The 18,094-nt window shown below is 68.8% G+C and carries 17 protein-coding genes and 1 pseudogene; 13 read left to right on the top strand and 5 right to left on the bottom strand.

Going from position 1 to position 18,094, the window contains the following annotated elements:
- Positions 1 to 105: 105 nt before the first annotated feature.
- Positions 106 to 654: pseudogene (locus B8W69_RS26775) on the top strand (iron-sulfur cluster-binding domain-containing protein); the annotation flags it as partial.
- Here B8W69_RS26775 and B8W69_RS26770 read toward each other — a convergent pair.
- Positions 641 to 1,147, bottom strand: a complete 507-nt coding sequence (locus B8W69_RS26770) for a GNAT family N-acetyltransferase (RefSeq protein WP_085292710.1) — start codon at positions 1,145 to 1,147, stop codon at positions 641 to 643. The pseudogene B8W69_RS26775 and the gene B8W69_RS26770 sit on opposite strands and share 14 nt — an antisense overlap.
- Complete coding sequence (locus B8W69_RS26765; protein ID WP_085292709.1) at positions 1,147 to 1,797, bottom strand: TetR/AcrR family transcriptional regulator; 651 nt, start codon at positions 1,795 to 1,797, stop codon at positions 1,147 to 1,149. The genes B8W69_RS26770 and B8W69_RS26765 overlap by 1 nt, the downstream gene beginning before the upstream one ends.
- Before the next feature lie 121 nt (positions 1,798 to 1,918).
- Between B8W69_RS26765 and B8W69_RS26760 the strand changes: the two genes are divergently transcribed.
- The 6 genes from B8W69_RS26760 to B8W69_RS26735 all read left to right on the top strand — a co-directional run bounded on the left by B8W69_RS26760 (position 1,919) and on the right by B8W69_RS26735 (position 6,364).
- Positions 1,919 to 2,938: an aromatic ring-hydroxylating dioxygenase subunit alpha gene (locus tag B8W69_RS26760; RefSeq protein ID WP_085292708.1), complete on the top strand. Its 1,020-nt coding sequence runs from the start codon at positions 1,919 to 1,921 to the stop codon at positions 2,936 to 2,938.
- Positions 2,935 to 4,017 (top strand): NAD(P)H-dependent amine dehydrogenase family protein, encoded by a 1,083-nt coding sequence (locus B8W69_RS26755; RefSeq protein WP_085292707.1) that lies wholly within the window; start codon positions 2,935 to 2,937, stop codon positions 4,015 to 4,017. Before B8W69_RS26760 ends, B8W69_RS26755 begins: the two co-directional genes overlap by 4 nt.
- Positions 4,018 to 4,085: 68 nt before the next feature.
- Positions 4,086 to 4,625: a hypothetical protein gene (locus tag B8W69_RS26750; protein ID WP_085292734.1), complete on the top strand. Its 540-nt coding sequence runs from the start codon at positions 4,086 to 4,088 to the stop codon at positions 4,623 to 4,625.
- An 88-nt stretch (positions 4,626 to 4,713) separates the two neighbouring features.
- Entirely contained in the window at positions 4,714 to 5,451 is a 738-nt protein-coding gene (dapB, locus tag B8W69_RS26745) for a 4-hydroxy-tetrahydrodipicolinate reductase (RefSeq protein ID WP_085292733.1), read from the top strand.
- Positions 5,448 to 5,912, top strand: coding sequence for a hypothetical protein (locus B8W69_RS26740; RefSeq protein WP_085292706.1), 465 nt, complete (start codon positions 5,448 to 5,450; stop codon positions 5,910 to 5,912). Before dapB ends, B8W69_RS26740 begins: the two co-directional genes overlap by 4 nt.
- On the top strand, positions 5,909 to 6,364 hold the full coding sequence (locus B8W69_RS26735) for a flavodoxin family protein (protein WP_085292705.1): 456 nt from the start codon (positions 5,909 to 5,911) through the stop codon (positions 6,362 to 6,364). The genes B8W69_RS26740 and B8W69_RS26735 overlap by 4 nt, the downstream gene beginning before the upstream one ends.
- Positions 6,365 to 6,647: 283 nt before the next feature.
- Here the strand turns inward: B8W69_RS26735 and B8W69_RS26730 are convergent, their stop codons facing one another.
- Positions 6,648 to 7,475 carry a thioesterase family protein gene (locus B8W69_RS26730; protein WP_181447494.1) on the bottom strand — a complete coding sequence of 276 codons (828 nt, stop codon included), beginning with the start codon at positions 7,473 to 7,475 and terminating at the stop codon, positions 6,648 to 6,650.
- A gap of 36 nt (positions 7,476 to 7,511) precedes the next feature.
- On the opposite strand from B8W69_RS26730, the gene B8W69_RS26725 reads away from it, so the two are divergent.
- Together B8W69_RS26725 and B8W69_RS26720 are read left to right on the top strand one after the other, a co-directional pair.
- A complete protein-coding gene (locus B8W69_RS26725; RefSeq protein ID WP_181447493.1) occupies positions 7,512 to 9,044 on the top strand; it encodes a class I adenylate-forming enzyme family protein in 1,533 nt (510 codons plus the stop codon).
- Entirely contained in the window at positions 9,041 to 12,277 is a 3,237-nt protein-coding gene (locus B8W69_RS26720; protein WP_085292703.1) for a carboxyl transferase domain-containing protein, read from the top strand. The genes B8W69_RS26725 and B8W69_RS26720 overlap by 4 nt, the downstream gene beginning before the upstream one ends.
- Before the next feature lie 13 nt (positions 12,278 to 12,290).
- Here the strand turns inward: B8W69_RS26720 and B8W69_RS26715 are convergent, their stop codons facing one another.
- A complete protein-coding gene (locus tag B8W69_RS26715; RefSeq protein WP_085292702.1) occupies positions 12,291 to 12,620 on the bottom strand; it encodes a PE-PGRS family protein in 330 nt (109 codons plus the stop codon).
- A gap of 134 nt (positions 12,621 to 12,754) precedes the next feature.
- On the opposite strand from B8W69_RS26715, the gene B8W69_RS26710 reads away from it, so the two are divergent.
- The 4 genes from B8W69_RS26710 to B8W69_RS26695 all read left to right on the top strand — a co-directional run bounded on the left by B8W69_RS26710 (position 12,755) and on the right by B8W69_RS26695 (position 17,185).
- Positions 12,755 to 13,537, top strand: a complete 783-nt coding sequence (locus tag B8W69_RS26710) for an SDR family oxidoreductase (protein ID WP_085292701.1) — start codon at positions 12,755 to 12,757, stop codon at positions 13,535 to 13,537.
- Positions 13,534 to 14,724: an acyl-CoA dehydrogenase family protein gene (locus B8W69_RS26705; protein ID WP_085292700.1), complete on the top strand. Its 1,191-nt coding sequence runs from the start codon at positions 13,534 to 13,536 to the stop codon at positions 14,722 to 14,724. Before B8W69_RS26710 ends, B8W69_RS26705 begins: the two co-directional genes overlap by 4 nt.
- Positions 14,721 to 15,818, top strand: coding sequence for an acyl-CoA dehydrogenase family protein (locus tag B8W69_RS26700; RefSeq protein WP_085292699.1), 1,098 nt, complete (start codon positions 14,721 to 14,723; stop codon positions 15,816 to 15,818). Before B8W69_RS26705 ends, B8W69_RS26700 begins: the two co-directional genes overlap by 4 nt.
- A gap of 152 nt (positions 15,819 to 15,970) precedes the next feature.
- Positions 15,971 to 17,185 carry a glycosyltransferase gene (locus tag B8W69_RS26695; RefSeq protein ID WP_085292698.1) on the top strand — a complete coding sequence of 405 codons (1,215 nt, stop codon included), beginning with the start codon at positions 15,971 to 15,973 and terminating at the stop codon, positions 17,183 to 17,185.
- On the opposite strand, the gene B8W69_RS26690 is transcribed toward B8W69_RS26695, so the two are convergent.
- The gene (locus B8W69_RS26690; protein ID WP_085292697.1) at positions 17,174 to 17,923 is read right to left on the bottom strand and encodes a dienelactone hydrolase family protein; all 750 of its coding nucleotides are present in this window, start codon (positions 17,921 to 17,923) and stop codon (positions 17,174 to 17,176) included. The two genes, B8W69_RS26695 and B8W69_RS26690, sit on opposite strands and share 12 nt — an antisense overlap.
- Positions 17,924 to 18,094 lie beyond the last annotated feature (171 nt).

Here is an 18,094-nt window from a genome sequence, read left to right as displayed (position 1 = left end):
GAACCCAGTACCGGCGGTTTCGCAAATCTGACTGACGTACCTATACGTGGGACGCGCGACGCCCACCGCGACGCCGTGACCGAGGGTTGAACGCAGAGGTAGGGGCGCGGAATCGATTGGCGCGCAATCTATACCGGTCGCAGCCGCGAATACATGCCGCTGCTCGACGAGGTCGTGTCGCTGGGTGCGGACCGGGTGACGGTGTGGGCCGACGACGAGCGCGGCCGTTTCGCCACCGTGGCGGAACTGCTGGACGGAGCGGGACCGTCGACCGCCGTCTACGTATGTGGACCGAGCTCGATGCTTGAGGCCGTCTGCATTGCCCGCAACGAGCATGCCGGTGCGCCACTGCATTACGAGCGATTCAGCCCGGCGCCCGTCGTCGACGGGGTGCCGTTCGAGTTGGAGCTCGCGCGATCACGGCAAGTGCTCGCGGTGCCGGCGAATCGGACCGCACTCGAGGTCATGCTCGATCGGGACCCCACCACCCCCTACTCGTGCCGGCAGGGATTCTGCGGGACGTGCCGGGTCAAAGTGCTTGCCGGACAAGTGGATCACCGCGGCCGCGCCGCGCCGGGCTCGAACGATATGCAGGACGGCATGCCGGTGTGTGTCTCGCGCGCCGAGGGCGAGCGGGTCGTCATCGACGCCTGAGGCGGTAGCCCAGGTGGGGCACCTTGACGCCGGGCAGCGGCTCCCAGTCCCGGGTGCGCCCGTCGAGGTGAAAGTCGTTCTTCTCATAGAAGTGTCGCGCCATGCGATTGGCCTCCGCGCACCACAACACGACGTCAACGCGCGGGTCGGAGTTCAGGGCCTTCGCGAGCAGCATGCCGCCGACGCCGTGCCGCTGGCTCGCCTGCGAGATGTAGAGCGCATCGAGTTCGAGTTGCCCGGGGTCGTCGGGGTCCGGCCCGAAGGTCGTCATGCCGAGCAGCTGCCCGCCGGCCTCGGCGACCCACATCCGCCAGCCGGGCCGGCTGAGGTCTCGGGGATAGAGCAGCACGGCCCAGCGCTTCGGCGACGTGAGCGTGTCGAGCACCGCATCCGGCAGCACGCCGGACCAGGACTGCCGCCAGACCGGATAGTGCATCGCGGCCACATCGGCGAAATCGATTGGCGTGGCCTCGCGGATCGTGATGTCGGCCATTACGGCCGGGACTGCTCGAGATAGACGGCCAGAGCGTTGGTCAGCCCGCGGCGTGCCATGTCCAGGTCGGCGTAGGAACCCAGCTGTCGCTCCGACACCAGGCCGCGCATCGCGCCCGGGATCAGGGCCGCGACCTCGCGCACCCGGTCCGGGTCGACGGCCAGACCGGCGAACGCGTGCTGGCAGGTCTCCAGCCAGCTTTTGCCCCAGGAGAACAGCTCGGCCGCCGTGCGCGGGTAGAGCCGCTCGAGCTCGTCGGGATCGCGCGGCAGTGCGGCACGCAGGTTTTCGATCGCCCGCGAATCCGGGGACGCCAGGCCGCGGTAGAGGGTATCGATGATCGCGCCGACCCGCTCGCGCAGCGGCGCGTCCGGCGAGATGGGCGTCGACAGCGTGGAGAACGTCGCGGCGCGCCGCTCGGCGGTACGGTGCAGCACCGCTGCCCAGAACCCATCGGTGTCACCGAACTGGTACTGCACCGCGCCCCACGTGGCGCCGATGTCCTTGGCGATGCGGTTGGCCGATACCGAGCCCGGCTCGCCGGAGGCCAGCGAGCGCAACGCCGCCTCGAGCATGCTTTCGCGAGTCGCGTTGCCCCGCCGATTCGGGCGCCGGCCCGCGACGCCGGCGGCGCTGCTCTGAGGGGTCATTCGCCGATCTTATCCACCGGCGCGGGTCCGAACGAAAGTTTTCATAGAGGGTACTTTGATTTTATCGCGGCGCGGCCTATCATTCGTACGCGAGGGGAGGCAGCTCACATGGCAGGGCTCGATGGCTAAGCCACCGTTGTCGATGAAACCGACCGGCTGGTTCCAGGTCGCCTGGTCCGACGAGATCGGCGTCGGCGACGTGCACAAGATGAAGTACTTCGGCCAGGAACTGGTCGCCTGGCGCGCGGAATCCGGCGAGCTGACGGTGATGAATGCCTATTGCGAGCACCTGGGCGCGCACCTGGGTTATGGCGGCAAGGTCGTCGGCGAGGTGCTGCAGTGCCCGTTCCACGGGTGGCAGTGGAGCCGGGAAGGCCGCAACGTCTGCATCCCGTACCAGGATCGACCCAACCGCGGCCGTCGCATTCGCACCTACCCGGTGGTCGAGCGCAACGCGTCGGTGTACATCTGGCACGACCTGGACGGCCGCGAACCCTACTTCGACGCGCCGGACGTGTTCGCGGCGTTCGAGGACGGCAGCAGCGCCGACGACTATTACCCGCAGCAGCGGCTGTATCGCGAGACCTTGGAGCTGCACCCGCAATACGTGCTGGAAAACGGGGTGGACTTCGCGCACTTCAAATTCGTGCACAACACCCCGATCGTGCCGGTGTTCACCCGCCACGACTTCGCCGAGCCGGTGTCCTACGTCGACTTCACCATCACCTTCGAAGGCGACGACGGGCAGAAGATCGAGGACGTCAACAGCGGTGTGCAGGCCATCAACGGCGGCTTGGGCATCGCGGTCACCAAGAGCTGGGGCATGATCGACAACCGCACCATCTCGGCGATCACGCCGATCGACGAGTCCACCTCCGATGTGCGCTTCATGGTCTACATCGGCCGGACGCCGCATAAAAATTCCGTAGTGGGCCCCGAAAAAGCTCGAGCCAAGGCGGACGAATTCGGGCGCGAAGTCATCCGCCAGTTCGAGCAGGACATCGAGATCTGGCAGCACCAGCGCTATTCGGATCTGCCGGCCCTGGCCCCCGACGAGTACGAAGGCTTCACCGCAATTCGCAAGTGGGCCAAGCAGTTCTATCGCGAGGCGTTCGCATCGCAGGAAGGCTCAACGCAATGAGCGCAGCACCGGTTCGCGTCTTTCAGGTCGGAAGCGGAAACGTCGGCACCGAGATGATCAAGCGGATCGCCACCCAGCCCGACATCGAACTCGTTGGCGTGCACTGTTATTCGCCGGAGAAGGTCGGCAAGGACACCGGAGAGTTCGCCGGCCTGGCGCCCAACGGGGTGGCCTTCACCGGGACGATCGAGGAGATCATCGCCGCCAAGCCGGACGTGCTGACGTTCCACGGGGTGTTCCCCGACGAGGACCTCTACGTCAAAGTGCTCGAGGCGGGCATCAACATCGTCACCACCGCGGACTGGATCACCGGCTGGCACCGCGACAAGAACCACCCACACCCGTCGGGTAAGCCCGTCAGCCAGCTGTTGGCCGAGGCCGCCGAGTTGGGCGGCGCGACGTTCTACGGCACCGGGATGAACCCCGGGTTGAACCAGATCCTGGGCGTGGTGTGCTCGGCCGACGTCGCCGACATCGAGAACGTCACCACCATCGAATCGGTCGACGTGTCGTGCCACCACTCCAAGGACACCTGGATCGAGGTGGGGTACGGCCAGCCCGTCGACGACCCCGAAATCCCTTCGAAGCTAGAGAAATACACCCGCGTCTTCGCCGACAGCGTGTACATGATGGCCGACTGCTTCGACCTGCGCCTCGACGAGGTCAAGTTCAGCTACGAGCTGGGCGCGTGCACCAAGGATGTCGACCTGGGCTGGTACACCCTGCCCAAGGGTTCGCTGGGCGGTAACTACATCAAGTACCAGGGCATGGTCGACGGCGTGCCGCGCGTCGAGACGCACCTGGAATGGCAGATGACCCCACACACCGACCCCAGCTGGAACATCAAGGGCTGTTACATCACGCAGATCCAGGGCGACCCCTGTATCTACAACAAGCACATGATCTTCCCCAAGCCCGGTGTGGATTTGTCCAACCCGGACAACTTCGCCTCCATCGGCATGACCGTCACCGGCATGCCCGCGCTCGCCTCCATCAAGTCGGTGGTCGCGGCGCCGCCGGGACTTATCACGAGCGCCGACCTACCCCTGCGCGGTTTCGCCGGGCGGTTCAAGAAGTAGGCCGGTCACGGCGCCGTACCGCCGACAGTCCGCGTTTCTCGTGGTAGCGCCGCGGGTAACCTCCCGTGGTGCGCGCGGGATCTCTAAGTGCCGCAGCCGCGGTCGCCGTGGTCATTGCCGCATGCTCGTGTCCCTCCAGTTCGGCCGACCCCGCGTCTGAGAGTCCACCGTTCCCGATCGGTCAGATGGGCGTGCCCGTGCATGCGCGGGCGGCCGGCGGCGCGACCGCCGACATCACTGTCAACAGTGCAACGTGGTTACCGCCGGGGTGCGCCTCTCATTTTGCAACTCCGACGTATGACTCCGCGTGCAACGTGGTGGAACTGACCATCACCGCGACGTCCCACCAGTTCTTCCATTTCAACCAGCGTTATATGTTCGCCGGATACGGCAGCGGCGACGACGCACCCCAACCGGCAACGATGGCGGTCGACTACCAGAGGCTGAACAAGATGCCCCCGCTGCAAACGGGCGGCCTTCACGACGGCCAGACCGCGCATGGATTCGTCGGGTTCGCTATGCCGACGGGAGGCGACCTGTACATCACGATCAACGATCCCGACCAACCCGCTCCGTACACCGAAGCGGGCTGGATCGTCCACACCTGACCGGCGCGAGAAATTCACGTTCGAGTTCTCATTGAGATAACTCGACGTACGCCACGGCGCAGAATTGTCCCGGTCTAGGGTGAAGGCCATGCGGGTAGGAGTGTTGGGAGCCAAGGGCAAGGTCGGATCTGCGATGGTGGCGGGGGTGCAGGCCGCCGAGGATCTGAGCCTGTCGGCCGAAGTGGACGCCGGCGACCCGATGAGCCTGCTGACCGAGGGCAACACCGAGGTCGTCATCGACTTCACCCATCCCGACGTGGTGATGGACAACCTGAAGTTCGTGATCGACAACGGGATTCACGCCGTCGTGGGGACAACGGGCTTCACCGCCGAACGGCTGCAACAGGTGCAGGACTGGCTCGCCGGCAGCGGAGACACGTCGGTGCTGATTGCGCCGAACTTCGCCATCGGGGCGGTGCTGTCGATGCACTTCGCCAAGCAGGCCGCGCCCTTCTTCGACTCGGCGGAGGTGATCGAGCTGCACCATCCGCACAAGGCCGACGCCCCGTCGGGCACCGCGACGCGCACCGCGAAGCTGATCGCTGAGTCGCGAAAAGGCTTGCCGCCCAACCCCGATGCCACCAGTACCAGCCTGCCGGGCGCGCGCGGCGCCGACGTCGACGGCATCCCCGTGCACTCGGTGCGGCTGGCCGGGCTGGTCGCCCATCAGGAGATCCTGTTCGGCACCGAGGGGGAGACGCTGACCATCCGTCACGACAGCATCGACCGGACCTCGTTCGTCCCCGGCGTGCTGCTGGCCGTGCGGCGGATCAAGGAACACCCCGGCCTGACGGTGGGTCTCGAGGCCCTGCTCAATCTGCAATGAGCGACACCGCGCGGGTGGTGCGCACCCAGTTGCTCGTCGCCTTCATGTGCGTCGCGCTGCTGGTGTACTTCGTGCTGCTGGGGCGCGTTGCCGTCGCGATGATCGGCTCCGGCCGCGCGGCCGCCGTCGGCCTCGGGCTGGCCGTGCTGATCCTGCCCGTGATCGGGCTGTGGGCGATGATCGCCACCTTGCGCGCCGGTTTCGCGCACCAGAAGCTGGCCCGGCTTATCGCGGCCGATGGAATGGAACTGGACACCAGCGCGCTGCCGCGCAGGCCGTCGGGCCGCATCGAGCGCGACGCGGCCGACGAACTGTTCGCCTCGGTGCGCACCGAGGTGGAGGACCACCCCGACGACTGGCGGTGCTGGTACCGGCTGGCCCGCGCCTATGACTACGCGGGCGATCGCCGCCGCGCCCGCGAGGCCATGAAGACGGCGGTCACCTTGCAGGCCCGCCCATGAGCAAGACGCTGCTGATCGTGCACCACACGCCGTCGCCGCACACCCACGAGATGTTCGAGGCCGTGGTCTCCGGCGCCACCGACCCCGACATCGAGGGCGTGGAGGTGCTGCGGCGCCCGGCGTTGACGGTCTCACCGGCCGAGATGCTGGCCGCCGACGGCTATCTGCTGGGCACCCCGGCGAACCTCGGCTACATCTCGGGGGCTCTCAAGCACGCGTTCGACTGCGCCTACTACCAGCTGCTCGACTCCACTCGCGGGCGACCGTTCGGGCTGTACCTGCACGGCAACGAGGGCACCGAGGGCGCCGAGCGTGCCGTCGACACCATCACGACGGGCCTGGGCTGGACGAAAGTCGCAGAGACCGTGGTGGTTTCGGGCAAGCCGAGCAAGGACGACGTCGAGGCATGCTGGAACCTCGGCGCGACGGTCGCCGCCCAGCTGATGGACTAGCCGACGACCGGGTCGCGAACGCTCCGTGGCGGCGTAACCCAAAGTCCCCACGAGGACCGCGAACTTGATCAGTGCGGCGACCCGTGCGCGCCGCGCATGCACGCCGATACGTGTCCCGCGCAACACCCTCAGCTGTGAAACTCCCTCCGCCGCATCACCGGGTCATGATGTCTTCGGCCCGAGATGCGCTGCCGGCCGCCGCAAGGCGATTGTCCGGTGCGCGCTGGCTCACCACTCAAGACTCCCGTGAAACGGCTCGTGAGTCCACGGCACCCGCCTAGGCTTAGGTCGGTTTGAAGGCGTCGGCCGGTTGAGCCAGGGCCAGCGCCGAGCTAGTGCCGATCGGGCCGTGCTGGTCGAATAGGGTCGCGGCCCCGGTGGCGACCCCGGCCGTGCCGTAGTGGCTCTGGGCGGCCAGGCCGAGGAATTCGCCGTGGGGCAATCGGCTCGCGGTGACCGTGTAGTCGGCGTTGATGTAGCGCAATCCACCGGTGCCCCAATGGGTGAGCGAACTCGTGATGTCACCGACGAAGGCCAGACGGGTGAATGGCGTGAGCGGGTGCCCGTGCACCATCGGGCGAAACAGCCGCGCCCAGGCGAACTTCTGGGAGTGGGTCTGCTCCCATTCGCCCGCGGCAATTCCCGGACTGCCCTGCAGCGTCGCTCCATACCCCCAGATGAGAAACGGCATCTCCTCTCCGAAGCCATCCGAGGATCTCGGGAGCGGCGGCATCTGCGCCGGGGACGACCACACCTGCCCGTCGGGATGATCGCCGCGGCGCAGGAACAGTGCGCTGGCCCGGGCGACGACGGTGCCGTTCTGGACCAGGCTGCCGTCGACCAGCTTGATGCGCCGGCCCTCGCGCTGGACAGAGGTCTGGATCTGCACCGGCTCCATCAGGGCCGGGCGCAACAGGTCAACGGTGAACCGGGCGGGCTGCAGGTCCGTGTCGATGCCGGATTGTTCTATGCCCCAACCCAACAGGCCCCCGACGATCTGGCCGCCCATCGCCGCGCCCCATGGGCCTTGCGTCATCTGGCCCGGAACATAGGAGTCGCCGTCTACAGTGAAGAACGCTTCGGGCATGATGGCGGAATCGTCGATCGTCACCGCTATCACGATAGGACACCGGATTAAGGACCGGGCATGCCTCCAGTGATCGAAATTCCGCGCGACCGCAACCCGTTCCCGCTGACGGGCGTGTCGCGCGACCCCGACGGCATTCCGCGCTTTGACGAGCTGCCCGCCACCCTGCTGGACATGCTGGCCGAACAGGTCGACGCCCGTCCCGACGCCGAAGCCCTGGTCGAGCTTGGCTCCGGGCGGCTGACATACCGGCAGCTCTGGGATCGGGCAGCGCGGGTGGCCGGTGGGCTGCGCGCCTGCGGCCTGAAGCCGGGCGAGCGCGTCGCGGTGCGTTACCCCGCCGGAATCGACTGGGCGCTGGCGTTCTGGGGCACCGTGATGGCCGGTGGCGTTGTGGTGGCGGTTAATACCCGATCGGCGCAACCCGAGGTCGAGTTCGTCCTGTCCGACTCCGGTGCGCAGGTGGATCTGGCGCCGGACGCCGCGCTGCCCGACGGGCGCCCCTACGTCACCGAGCAACTCGGCCGCGCCGACACGGCCGCCTTGTTCTACACCTCGGGCACCACCGGCCACCCCAAGGGTGTGCCGACCACGCACGAGGCGTTCCTGACCAACACCGAGAACGCGATCCGCTGCCTGCAGCAGCCGCGGGATCTGGGCGAGGCGATGCGCACGCTCATCTCGGTGCCGCTTTTCCATGTGACGGGCTGCAACACGCAGCTGCTGGCCGCCGCCCGGCTCGGGGGAGCCTCGGTCATCATGCCCGCGCTCAACCTGGACGCGTTGCTCACCGCGCTGACCGTCGAGCGCGTGTCGGTCATGGTCACCGTCCCGGCCATCTACTCGTTGTTGTTGCGGCACAGCAGTTTTGCGAAGATCGATGTGTCGAACGTGCGATGGGTGGGCTACGGCGGTGCTCCGATCGCCCCGTCACTGGTGCGCTCGGTGAAGGATGCGTTCTCGCACGCCACGGTGTTCAACGGCTATGGCATGACCGAGACGGCGTCACTGATGACCGTGCTGCCCGACAGGGAGGCCGTCGAGCACGCCGACTCCGTCGGTTACGCGGTCCCGTCGGTGGACCTCGCGGTGATCCCGTTCGGGGACGACCCCCGCGTGGGGGAGTTGGTGGCGCGGGGTGCCAACGTGACCACTGGCTACTGGAATCGGCCGGAGGCCACCGCCACGACGTTCGCTGACGGCTGGCTGCACACCGGCGACGTGGTGCGCGTCGACGACGCGGGCCGGGTGCACATCGTCGACCGGCTCAAGGACATCATCAACCGCGGGGGCGAGAACGTCTCCAGCGTCGAGGTGGAGGCCGTGCTGTTGGCGGCGCCCCACGTGGCCGACGCCTGCGTGCTCGGAGTTTCCGACGACGTCATGGGGGAGAAGGTGGGAGCGGTGTTGTTCGGCGGTGACGACGAGATCTACGTGCCGGCGGTGCTCGACCACTGTCGCAGCCAGCTGGCCGATTTCAAAGTGCCGCAATATGTCACGGTGGTCTCCGACGCGCTGCCGCGTAACGCGGGCGGCAAACTGCTCAAGGCCAGGCTGCGCGAGCAGGTCCAGTGGGGCGAGCCGCTGCGATGAACGCGAGCCTGCTGGTCGCCAACCGCGGCGAGATCGCACTTCGAATCATCCGCACCGCAATCGAATTGGGCATGCGGACGGTCGCGGTGTACGCCGAGGACGATGCGGACAGTCCGCATGTGCACGCGGCCGACGAGGCAATCGGCCTGGCGGGCAGCGGCCCGCGCGCCTACCTGGACCAGACCGCCATGCTGGCGGCGGCGAAAAGCTCCGGCGCCACCCTGATCCACCCCGGTTACGGGTTCCTCAGCGAGAACGCCGAATTCGCTAACGCGTGCGAGGCGGGCGGTTATACGTTCGTGGGTCCCGACGCCCGGGTGCTCGAGCTGCTCGGCAACAAGACGTCCGCCCGCGGCGCCGCGATGGCCGCCGGCGTGCCGGTGCTGCCCGCGACCGAGGGGCCGAGCGGCGTCGAGGACATCAAGGCATTCTTCGCCGCGCAGGATGGCGGCATCATGATCAAGGCCCTCGCTGGCGGCGGAGGGCGCGGGATGCGCAAGGTGCACAGCGCCGATCAGGTCGACGACGCCTACCAGCGCTGCGCCGCCGAAGCGCAGTTGGGCTTCGGCGACCCCGCGCTGTTCGCCGAGGCGCTGCTCACCGACGCCCGCCACATCGAGGTGCAGGTCGTTGCCGCGCCAGCCGGGCACCAGACACACGCACGCGCCGTCGGCGACCGCGACTGCAGCATCCAGCGGCGCTACCAGAAGCTGGTCGAAATCGCCCCTGCCCAAGGCCTTTCGGACGAATTGCGCCGGGCCCTGCACCAGGCGGCGGTGCGGCTGTGCGCCCGCGTGGGCCTGCGTGGGCTGGCCACCGTCGAATTCCTGGTCACTGGCCAGGAATTCGTTTTCCTCGAGGTCAACCCGCGCATCCAGGTCGAGCACACCGTCACCGAGGAAACTACCGGGCTCGACCTGGTGGCGGTCCAACTGGCCATCGCCGGCGGCGCGTCCTTCTACCAGCTGGGGCTGGCCTCCGGAATCGCCTCCGACGGAATGGAAGTCATCGGCGAGCCGGCCGCTCACCGCGGCATCGCCATTCAGGTCAGGGTCAATGCGGAGACCTTCGGGCCCGACTTCTCCGTCGTGCCATCGGCCGGCACGCTCACGGCCTTCTCCCCGCCCAGCGGCCCCGGCGTGCGCGTCGACACGTACGGCCGGGCGGGGCTGGTGATAAGCCCCCAGTACGATTCGCTGCTCGCCAAACTCATCGTGGACGTGCACGGATCGTCATGGCCGGCCGCGGTGCGCAAGGCGCGCACCGCGCTGGCCGAATTCGGCATCGAGGGCGTCCACACAAACATCGGATTCCTGCGCGAGCTGCTGACCGATGACCGGATCGAATCCGGTTGGGTAAGCACCGGTTTCCTCGACGAGAAGCTGCCCGAACTGGCCCGGGCCGCACAGTCTCACGAGCAAGCACCGCGGGTGGCGGCGGTCGAGCTCTATCCCGGCGAGGACGCGCTGCGCGCGCAGCTGGCCGGCACCGTGGTCGAGGTAGCGCCCGAGGGAGCCGAATACGCCGCGGGCGGCCAGCTGGTCGTCCTGGAAGCGATGAAGATGCAGCACGTGCTCGTCGCGCCGGACGCGCTGCGAACCGTCCGGGTTCTGGTCAGGCCCGGGCAGGTGGTCGGGACCGGAGACCCGCTGCTGGTCTTCACCCGGACGCAGGCGGCGGGAGACGGCGAGTCGATCTCGGCTGCAATGGATCTCGACCGGCCGCGCGCCGATCTGGACGAGGTCTTACATCGGCATTCCCTGACCCTGGACGAGGGCCGCCCGGCTGCGGTCGCCAAGCGGCACAGCCGAGGCCGGCGCACCGCGCGGGAGAACATCGCCGATCTCATCGATCCCGACAGCTTCGTCGAATACGGTGCGCTGGCCATTGCGGCGCAGCGCAGTCGCCGCTCCGAAGAGGACCTGATCGCCAACACCCCGGCCGACGGACTGGTCGCCGGCCTGGCCACCATCGGCGCGGACCGGTTCGGGCAGGCCGCGGCGCAGGCCGTCGTGGTGTCCTACGACTACACCGTGCTGGCCGGTACGCAAGGCATGCGCAACCACGCCAAGACCGACCGCGTGTTCGACCTCGCCGCGCGAAAACAGTTGCCGGTGGTGCTGTTCGCCGAGGGCGGCGGTGGCAGGCCGGGGGATACCGATGTCGGCGGTGCCGCCGGGCTGGACGTCCCGACCTTCCGGATGCTGGCGGCACTGAGTGGCAAAGTGCCGCTGGTTTCGGTCGTGTCGGGCCGGTGCTTCGCCGGCAACGCCGCGCTGGCCGGCGTGTGCGACGTGATCATCGCAACACCGGACGCGAATATCGGGATGGGCGGCCCGGCGATGATCGAGGGCGGCGGGCTGGGCGTGTATCCGCCGGAGGCGATCGGGCCGATCGGGGTGCAGCGGCGCAACGGCGTGATCAGCCTGGTCGCCCGGGACGAGTCGCACGCGGTCGCGCTGGCCAAGCAATACCTCTCGTATTTTCAGGGCACCCTGAGCGACTGGACGGCGCCGGACCCGCGGCTGGCCCGGCATGTGGTGCCGCAGAACCGGTTACGCGCCTACGACGTGCACCGGGCGATCGAGGCGATCGTCGACGTCGGTTCGGTGCTGGAGCTGCGGCCGGATTACGGCGTGGGCATCGTCACCGCGCTGGTGCGCGTCGAGGGAGTGCCGTACGGGTTGATCGCCAACAGCACCCACCACCTGGGTGGCGCGATCGATGCCGAGGCGGCCGACAAGACCGGCGACTTCCTGACCTTGTGCGAATCGTTTGGGCTGCCGGTGATCTCGCTGTGCGACACCCCGGGCTTCATGGTCGGGCCCGACGCGGAGATCCAAGCGGCGGTTCGCCGGTTCGGGCGGATGTTCGTCCTGGGTGCCCGGCTGACGGTGCCGCTGGGAATGATCATCTTGCGCAAGGGATATGGGCTCGGCGCCATGGCGATGGCCGGCGGTTCATTCCGCGCGCCGCACTTCACCGTCGCATGGCCGACGGGCGAAATTGGCGGCATGGGCCTGGAAGGCGCTGTGCGCCTTGGTTTCAGCAAAGAGCTGGCCGCCGCGGACGAGTCAGGCGATCCCGCCGAGCGGCAGAGCCTCTTCGATCGCCTGGTGGCCGCGGCCTACGAGCACGGTAAGGCGCTGCGGGCGGCCACCACATTCGAACTGGACGACGTCATAGACCCAGCAGCCTCCCGGGCCTGGATCACCAGGCTCTCGGGAGGCTGAAGGGTTCTAGCGATTAGGCGTGGCCGGAGCCGCAGCCGACGCCCGGCAGACAGCCGGTGCCGCCCGGGATGCCTCCCGGGCCCGCGTTCTGCCCGCCCGAGCCGCAGCCGACACCCGGCACGCAGCCCTGGCCGCCAGGACCGCCGCCGGGACCGTTGAACTGGCCACCGGAGCCGCAGTTTCCGTTGGCGTCGCAGCCGCCGCCGCCCGGGTCGTCCTTGAAGGTGACGTGGGTGGGCGCGGAGGAATTGGCGGCTGGTCCGGCGACGTAGACGTCAGCAGCGGCCGCAGGCGCGGCGGCGATGGCCGCCGCGACAGCCCCGGCAACAACCAGCGGTTTCATGAGTGTCAATTTCGATAGCATGCGCGTGGCATACCACCTCAACACACGTTCAAAACATCACGAATAAAATCCGACAGCAAACGAAATTCCCGCTGCTCAACGGCGGCTCTCACCGCGACGGAAGGCCCGACGCCATGACCACACAAGATCTGACCGGCCGTACCGCGATCATCACCGGCGCGTCGCGCGGAATCGGGCTGTCGATCGCCCAGCAGCTAGCGGCCGCGGGGGCCAACGTGGTGCTCACCGCGCGCAAGCAGGAGGCCGCCGACGAGGCCGCCGCCCAGGTGGGGAAGCAGGTCCTCGGGGTGGGTGCCCATGCGGTCGACGAGGACGCGGCGCGCCGCTGCGTCGAGCTCGCACTGGAGCGCTTCGGCAGCGTCGACATCCTGATCAACAACGCCGGAACCAACCCGGCATACGGTCCGCTGATCGACCAGGATCACGCCCGCTTCACCAAGATCTTCGACGTCAACCTGTGGGCACCGCTGCTGTGGACCTCACTCGTGGTCAAGTCGTGGATGGGTGAGCACGGCGGGGCGATCGTCAACACGGCCTCCATCGGCGGCATGCATCAATCGCCGGCGATGGGCCTGTACAACGCCACCAAGGCCGCGCTGATCCACGTCACCAAGCAACTGGCGCTGGAACTTTCGCCACGCATCAGGGTCAATGCGATATGCCCGGGTGTGGTCCGCACCCGGCTCGCCGAGGCGCTGTGGAAGGACCACGAGGACCCGCTGGCATCGTCGATCGCGCTCGGGCGCATCGGGGAGCCGATCGACGTGGCCGCGGCCGTCGCCTTCCTGGTCTCCGATGCGGCCAGCTGGATCACCGGCGAGACCATGGTGATCGACGGTGGCCTGCTGCTGGGCGCCGCACAGGGATTCCAGTCCGCCCCGGGCGGCGGGCAATGACCGCCGTCGACACGGCCGACCTGGACGCGCGGGTGCAGGCCCTGCTCGATGAACACGATCCGGCAACCAGCGATCCACGGGATTTCCTTGGTGCACAATACGATGCGGGGCTAGCCTGGGTGCATCTACCGCACGGCTTCGGCGGGCTGGATCTGCCGCGCACCGCTCAGGAGCGCGTCGATGCCCGGCTGGCCGCCGCCGGCGCGCCGGTGGGCGGTACCCGCAAGAATTACATCGGCATGGGCATGGCGGCGCCGACGATCGCGGCCTTCGGCACGGACGAGCAGAAGCGAAAGTTCCTGCGCCCGTTGTTCACCGGTGAGCAGATCTACTGCCAGTTGTTCAGCGAGCCAGGCGCCGGATCCGACCTGGCCGGGGTGGCCACCCGTGCGGTGCGCGACGGCGACGACTGGATTGTCAACGGGCAGAAGGTGTGGACCTCGCAGGCGCAACACGCGCAGATGGCCATCCTGGTCGCCCGGACCGATCCGGCCGTGCCGAAACACCACGGTCTGACCTACTTCCTCTGCGACCTGACGCAACCGGGGGTCGATATCCGGCCGTTGCGCCAGATCACCGGCGAGGCGGAATTCAACGAGGTGTTCCTCACCGACGTCCGGGTGCCAGATGCCAATCGCCTCGGCCCGGAGGGCGGCGGCTGGCGGGTCGCGACCACCACGCTCAACAACGAACGCGTCGCCATCGGGTCGCGTGCCGGCGTCCCACGGGAAGGCGGCCACATCGGCAAGGTCACCGCGGCCTGGCGCGACGAGCCCGCACTGCGCAACCCCGCGATGCACGACCAGCTGATGCGGCTGTGGGTCGAGGCGGAGGTCTTTCGGCTCGCCGGTGAACGGTTGCGGCAACAGGCGGCCACCGGTCAGCCCGGCCCCGAGGGCGCCGGCATGAAGGTGGCTTTCGCCAAACTGGCGCAAGCGATTTCGGGCTTCGAGATCGAACTGCACGGCGAATCCGGGCTGTACTACGACGACTGGACCATGCGCAGGCCCGAGACGGTCGACCTGGTCGGTCGCGGGCCCGGCTACCGCTACCTGCGGGCACGCGGCAACTCGATCGAGGGCGGCACGTCAGAAATCCTGCGCAACACCATCTCGGAGCGCATCCTCGGCCTGCCTGGTGAACATCGTGTCGACAAAGACGTCGCGTGGAAGGACCTGCCCCGATGAGCGCGCACACCGCCGACCTGCTGTACTCCGACACCGAAGAGGCGTTGCGGGCCGGCGTCCGTCAGCTGTTCGCCGAGCGGTGCCCGCCCGAAACGGTCACGCGCGTGTATGACCCGCAACCGCAAGACTTTTCGGGAGTCTGGCGCACGCTGGCCACCGAACTGGGTGTGGCCGGCCTGCTGGTTCCGGAGTCGCTGGGCGGCGCCGAAGCCAGCGCCCGCGAGGCGGCCGTGGTCATGGAGGAGATCGGCCGGGCTGTCGCGCCGGTGCCGTTCCTGTCCAGCGCGGTCCTCGCCACGATCGCGCTGCTGCGCGCCGGTGACACCGAGACCGTGTCGGGGCTGGCCCAGGGTGAGCTGACGGCGGCGTTGGTGGTGCCGCTGTCGAGCGCACCCGGCGACCCGATCACGGGCGTCAGCGGCGGCGCCGACGGGCTGGGCGGGTCGGTCACCAGCGTGGCCGGAGCCGACGCCGCCGATGTGCTGGTGGTCCCGGTCGCCGGGAACGACGGGCTCGAGCTGCACACCGTCGCCCGCGACGCGGCGGGCGTGCAGATCTCCCCGGCGCTCGCGCTGGACATGACCAGACCCCTTGCCGCCGTGTCGTTTTCGGGATCTCCGTCGTCCCGGGTCGGGGCGGGCGACGCGCCGATCACCGAAGCCATCCGGACCGGGGCGGCCCTGCTGGCGTCCGAGCAACTCGGGGTCGCCCAATGGTGCTTCGAGACCACGCTGGAGTACGCCAGGGAGCGCAGGCAATTCGGCCGCACGATCGGCTCCTACCAGGCGATCAAGCACCGGCTGGCCGACCTGTGGTTCGAAATCGGTGCGGCGACGGCCGCGGCCCGCTACGCGGCCGACACCTGCGCCGGCGCCGACGCGGACGCGGCCGCGGCCATCGCCCAGGCCTACTGCAGCGATGTCGCCGTGCACGCCGCCGAGGAGTGCGTGCAGCTGCACGGCGGCATCGGGATGACCTGGGAATATCCAGCCCACCTGTACCTCAAGCGGGCCAAGAGCGACCAGTTGGCATTCGGCACCGCCTACCGCCACCGCGCCCGCCTGGCCGAATTGGTGGACCTGCCGGCCTTCTGAGGTTCGGCGCCGCCGCCATGCATGAGCTCGCGGTGATTTTTCTGCGTGCGCCGGCGAAAGCCGGCCGAGGCGCCGGAATTTGCTGCGAGGCCGGCACCCCGGCGCCCGGCCGGCGATAGAGTTTGCCGACCAGGCAGGTGGGAGTGGCACGAATGCGGGTGTTGCTGTCGGCGTACGACTCGCGCGGAGGCGTCGAGCCGCTCGCCGCGCTCGCGGTGCACCTGCGGGCGCTCGGCGTCGACGCGCGGGTGAGCGCGCCGCCGGACGCCGAATTCGTTGAGCTGCTGGCCCGTGTCGATGTGCCGCTGTTGCCGTTTGGCGACTCACTGCGGGCGATGAAGACCGGAGCGATGCCGTCGGAGGCGGACCTGCGCCGGCACCTGGACGGGCTGATCGCCGTGCAATTCGACGCCGTGGCCGCCGCGGCCGAGGGCTGCGACGCGATGGTGGTGGCCGGCTTCCCGCCGGCCGCCGCGGCCGCCCGATCGGTGGCCGAAAGCCTGGGGATCCGCTACGTCTACGTCAGTTACCAGCCCACCATCCTGCCGTCGCCGCACCACCCCCCGCCGACGTACGCCAACGAGCCGTTCCCGCCCCGCACGGTCGACAACCCGCTGCTGTGGCAACTCGACGGCCAGCACATGCAGGAGCCGTTCGGCGCGACGCTCAACGGTCACCGGGGGGCAATCGGACTGCCGCCGCTGGACAACCTGCGCGACTACGCGCTGACCGACCGCCCGTGGCTGGCGACCGATCCGATCCTGGACCCGTGGCAGCCCGCCGACCTCGACGTGGTACAAACCGGCGCCTGGTTGTTGCGCGACGAACGCCCGCTGCCGGCCGAGTTGGTCGAATTCCTCGACGCGGGCGCACCGCCGGTCTATGTGGGCTTCGGCAGCATGCCGATGCGCGCCTCGCATGACGTCGCGCGGACGGCCATCGAGGCGGTCCGCGCGCAGGGCCGCCGGGTCGTGGTTTCGCGCGGCTGGGCCGACCTGTCCCCGATCGACGACCGGGACGACTGCGTGGCTGTCGGCGAGGTCAACCACCAGGCGCTCTTCGAGCGGGTCGCCGCCGTCGTGCATCACGGCGGGGCGGGCACCACGACGACGGCCGCCCGGGCCGGCGCGCCGCAGGTGGTGGTGCCCCAGGGGGCCGACCAGCCCTACTGGGCGACCCGGGTGCGCGACCTGGGCATCGGCGCCGCCCACGACGGCCCCGCCCCGACCGCCGAGTCGTTGTCGACCGCGCTCGAGGCGGTCCTAACCGACCAGACCTGCGCGCGGGCGAGATCGGTGGCCGCCACGATCCGCACCGACGGCACCGCGGTGGCCGCGACGGTGCTGATGACCGCGCTAACGCGGTAGCGCCGACGCGAACAGCTCAGTCATCGCGTCCCAATGCCGCTCGGCCGCGGCGGCGTCGTACGGCGCGTTGTCCGGAACCGCGAACCCGTGGCCGGCCGAATACCACTCGATGGTGTGCTGGACGCCGGCCGCCGTCAGCGCCTTGTCGAGCTGCTCGGCGTGACCGGCGGTGAACGAGGCATCGTTCTCGGCGCCGCCCACGTACACCGTGGCGCTCATCCTGTCGGCCAGCAGGTGCGGGCTGTCCTCGGTGTCGGTCACCAGGCCGCCGCCGTGGAACGACGCCGCGGCGGCCACCCGGTCGGGCACCCGCCCGGCCACGATCAGCGACGTCCGGCCGCCCATGCAGTAGCCGCACACCCCGAAACGCTCGCCGAGCACCTCCGGGCGGGCGGCCAGATAGTCGAAGAACGCGCCGGCGTCGGCGGCCATCAGGTCGGGGGTGACGCTGCCGATCATCGAGAACAGGCGCCCGCGCTCCGTCTTGTCGCTGAACACGGTCGCCATGTCGAACGGCGCCCAGTCCGCGGTGCGGTAATAGACATCGGGAAGCAGCACGGTGTAGCCGAAGCCGGCCAGCTTGGCGGCCATCTGCTGGAACATGTCGCGCACGCCGCCGGCGTCGGGATACATGACCACACCGGGCCACGGGACTTGGGATTCCGGTCCGTCGGGGGTGAACAGGTGCACCGTGCAGGTGCCATCGGGGGTGGTGATGGTGTCGATGATGTTCGGCATGGCATTCGTTCTACTCCGCGGGCCCAGACCCGAATTCATCGGCGCCGACCCGCCGCGCCCGGCCACGCCGCGCTTGCGGTCGCCGCTGGACTAATGTACTGCCCAGGCAGGTTGGTTGAGTAAGTGTGACGACACGCTGTAGCGGTCGTTGATGGGTGAAGGTCTCCTGTC

It is taken from the genome of Mycolicibacterium vulneris (genome assembly GCF_002104765.1).
Taxonomy (GTDB): domain Bacteria; phylum Actinomycetota; class Actinomycetes; order Mycobacteriales; family Mycobacteriaceae; genus Mycobacterium; species Mycobacterium vulneris.
Note: the sequence above shows the minus strand (reverse complement) of the source record. Positions and strands in the feature narration are given on the sequence as shown.

Excerpts from the sequence above, each read along its gene's own strand:
- B8W69_RS26700 (WP_085292699.1), top strand. The coding sequence starts at position 14,721 with ATGAGCGCGCACACCGCCGACCTGCTGTACTCCGACACCGAAGAGGCG.
- B8W69_RS26710 (WP_085292701.1), top strand. The coding sequence starts at position 12,755 with ATGACCACACAAGATCTGACCGGCCGTACCGCGATCATCACCGGCGCG.
- B8W69_RS26770 (WP_085292710.1), bottom strand. The coding sequence starts at position 1,147 with ATGGCCGACATCACGATCCGCGAGGCCACGCCAATCGATTTCGCCGAT.
- B8W69_RS26715 (WP_085292702.1), bottom strand. The coding sequence starts at position 12,620 with ATGAAACCGCTGGTTGTTGCCGGGGCTGTCGCGGCGGCCATCGCCGCC.
- B8W69_RS26725 (WP_181447493.1), top strand. The coding sequence starts at position 7,512 with ATGCCTCCAGTGATCGAAATTCCGCGCGACCGCAACCCGTTCCCGCTG.
- B8W69_RS26735 (WP_085292705.1), top strand. The coding sequence starts at position 5,909 with ATGAGCAAGACGCTGCTGATCGTGCACCACACGCCGTCGCCGCACACC.
- B8W69_RS26720 (WP_085292703.1), top strand. The coding sequence starts at position 9,041 with ATGAACGCGAGCCTGCTGGTCGCCAACCGCGGCGAGATCGCACTTCGA.
- B8W69_RS26760 (WP_085292708.1), top strand. The coding sequence starts at position 1,919 with ATGGCTAAGCCACCGTTGTCGATGAAACCGACCGGCTGGTTCCAGGTC.
- B8W69_RS26755 (WP_085292707.1), top strand. The coding sequence starts at position 2,935 with ATGAGCGCAGCACCGGTTCGCGTCTTTCAGGTCGGAAGCGGAAACGTC.
- B8W69_RS26690 (WP_085292697.1), bottom strand. The coding sequence starts at position 17,923 with ATGCCGAACATCATCGACACCATCACCACCCCCGATGGCACCTGCACG.
- B8W69_RS26705 (WP_085292700.1), top strand. The coding sequence starts at position 13,534 with ATGACCGCCGTCGACACGGCCGACCTGGACGCGCGGGTGCAGGCCCTG.
- B8W69_RS26695 (WP_085292698.1), top strand. The coding sequence starts at position 15,971 with ATGCGGGTGTTGCTGTCGGCGTACGACTCGCGCGGAGGCGTCGAGCCG.
- B8W69_RS26765 (WP_085292709.1), bottom strand. The coding sequence starts at position 1,797 with ATGACCCCTCAGAGCAGCGCCGCCGGCGTCGCGGGCCGGCGCCCGAAT.
- B8W69_RS26740 (WP_085292706.1), top strand. The coding sequence starts at position 5,448 with ATGAGCGACACCGCGCGGGTGGTGCGCACCCAGTTGCTCGTCGCCTTC.
- dapB (WP_085292733.1), top strand. The coding sequence starts at position 4,714 with ATGCGGGTAGGAGTGTTGGGAGCCAAGGGCAAGGTCGGATCTGCGATG.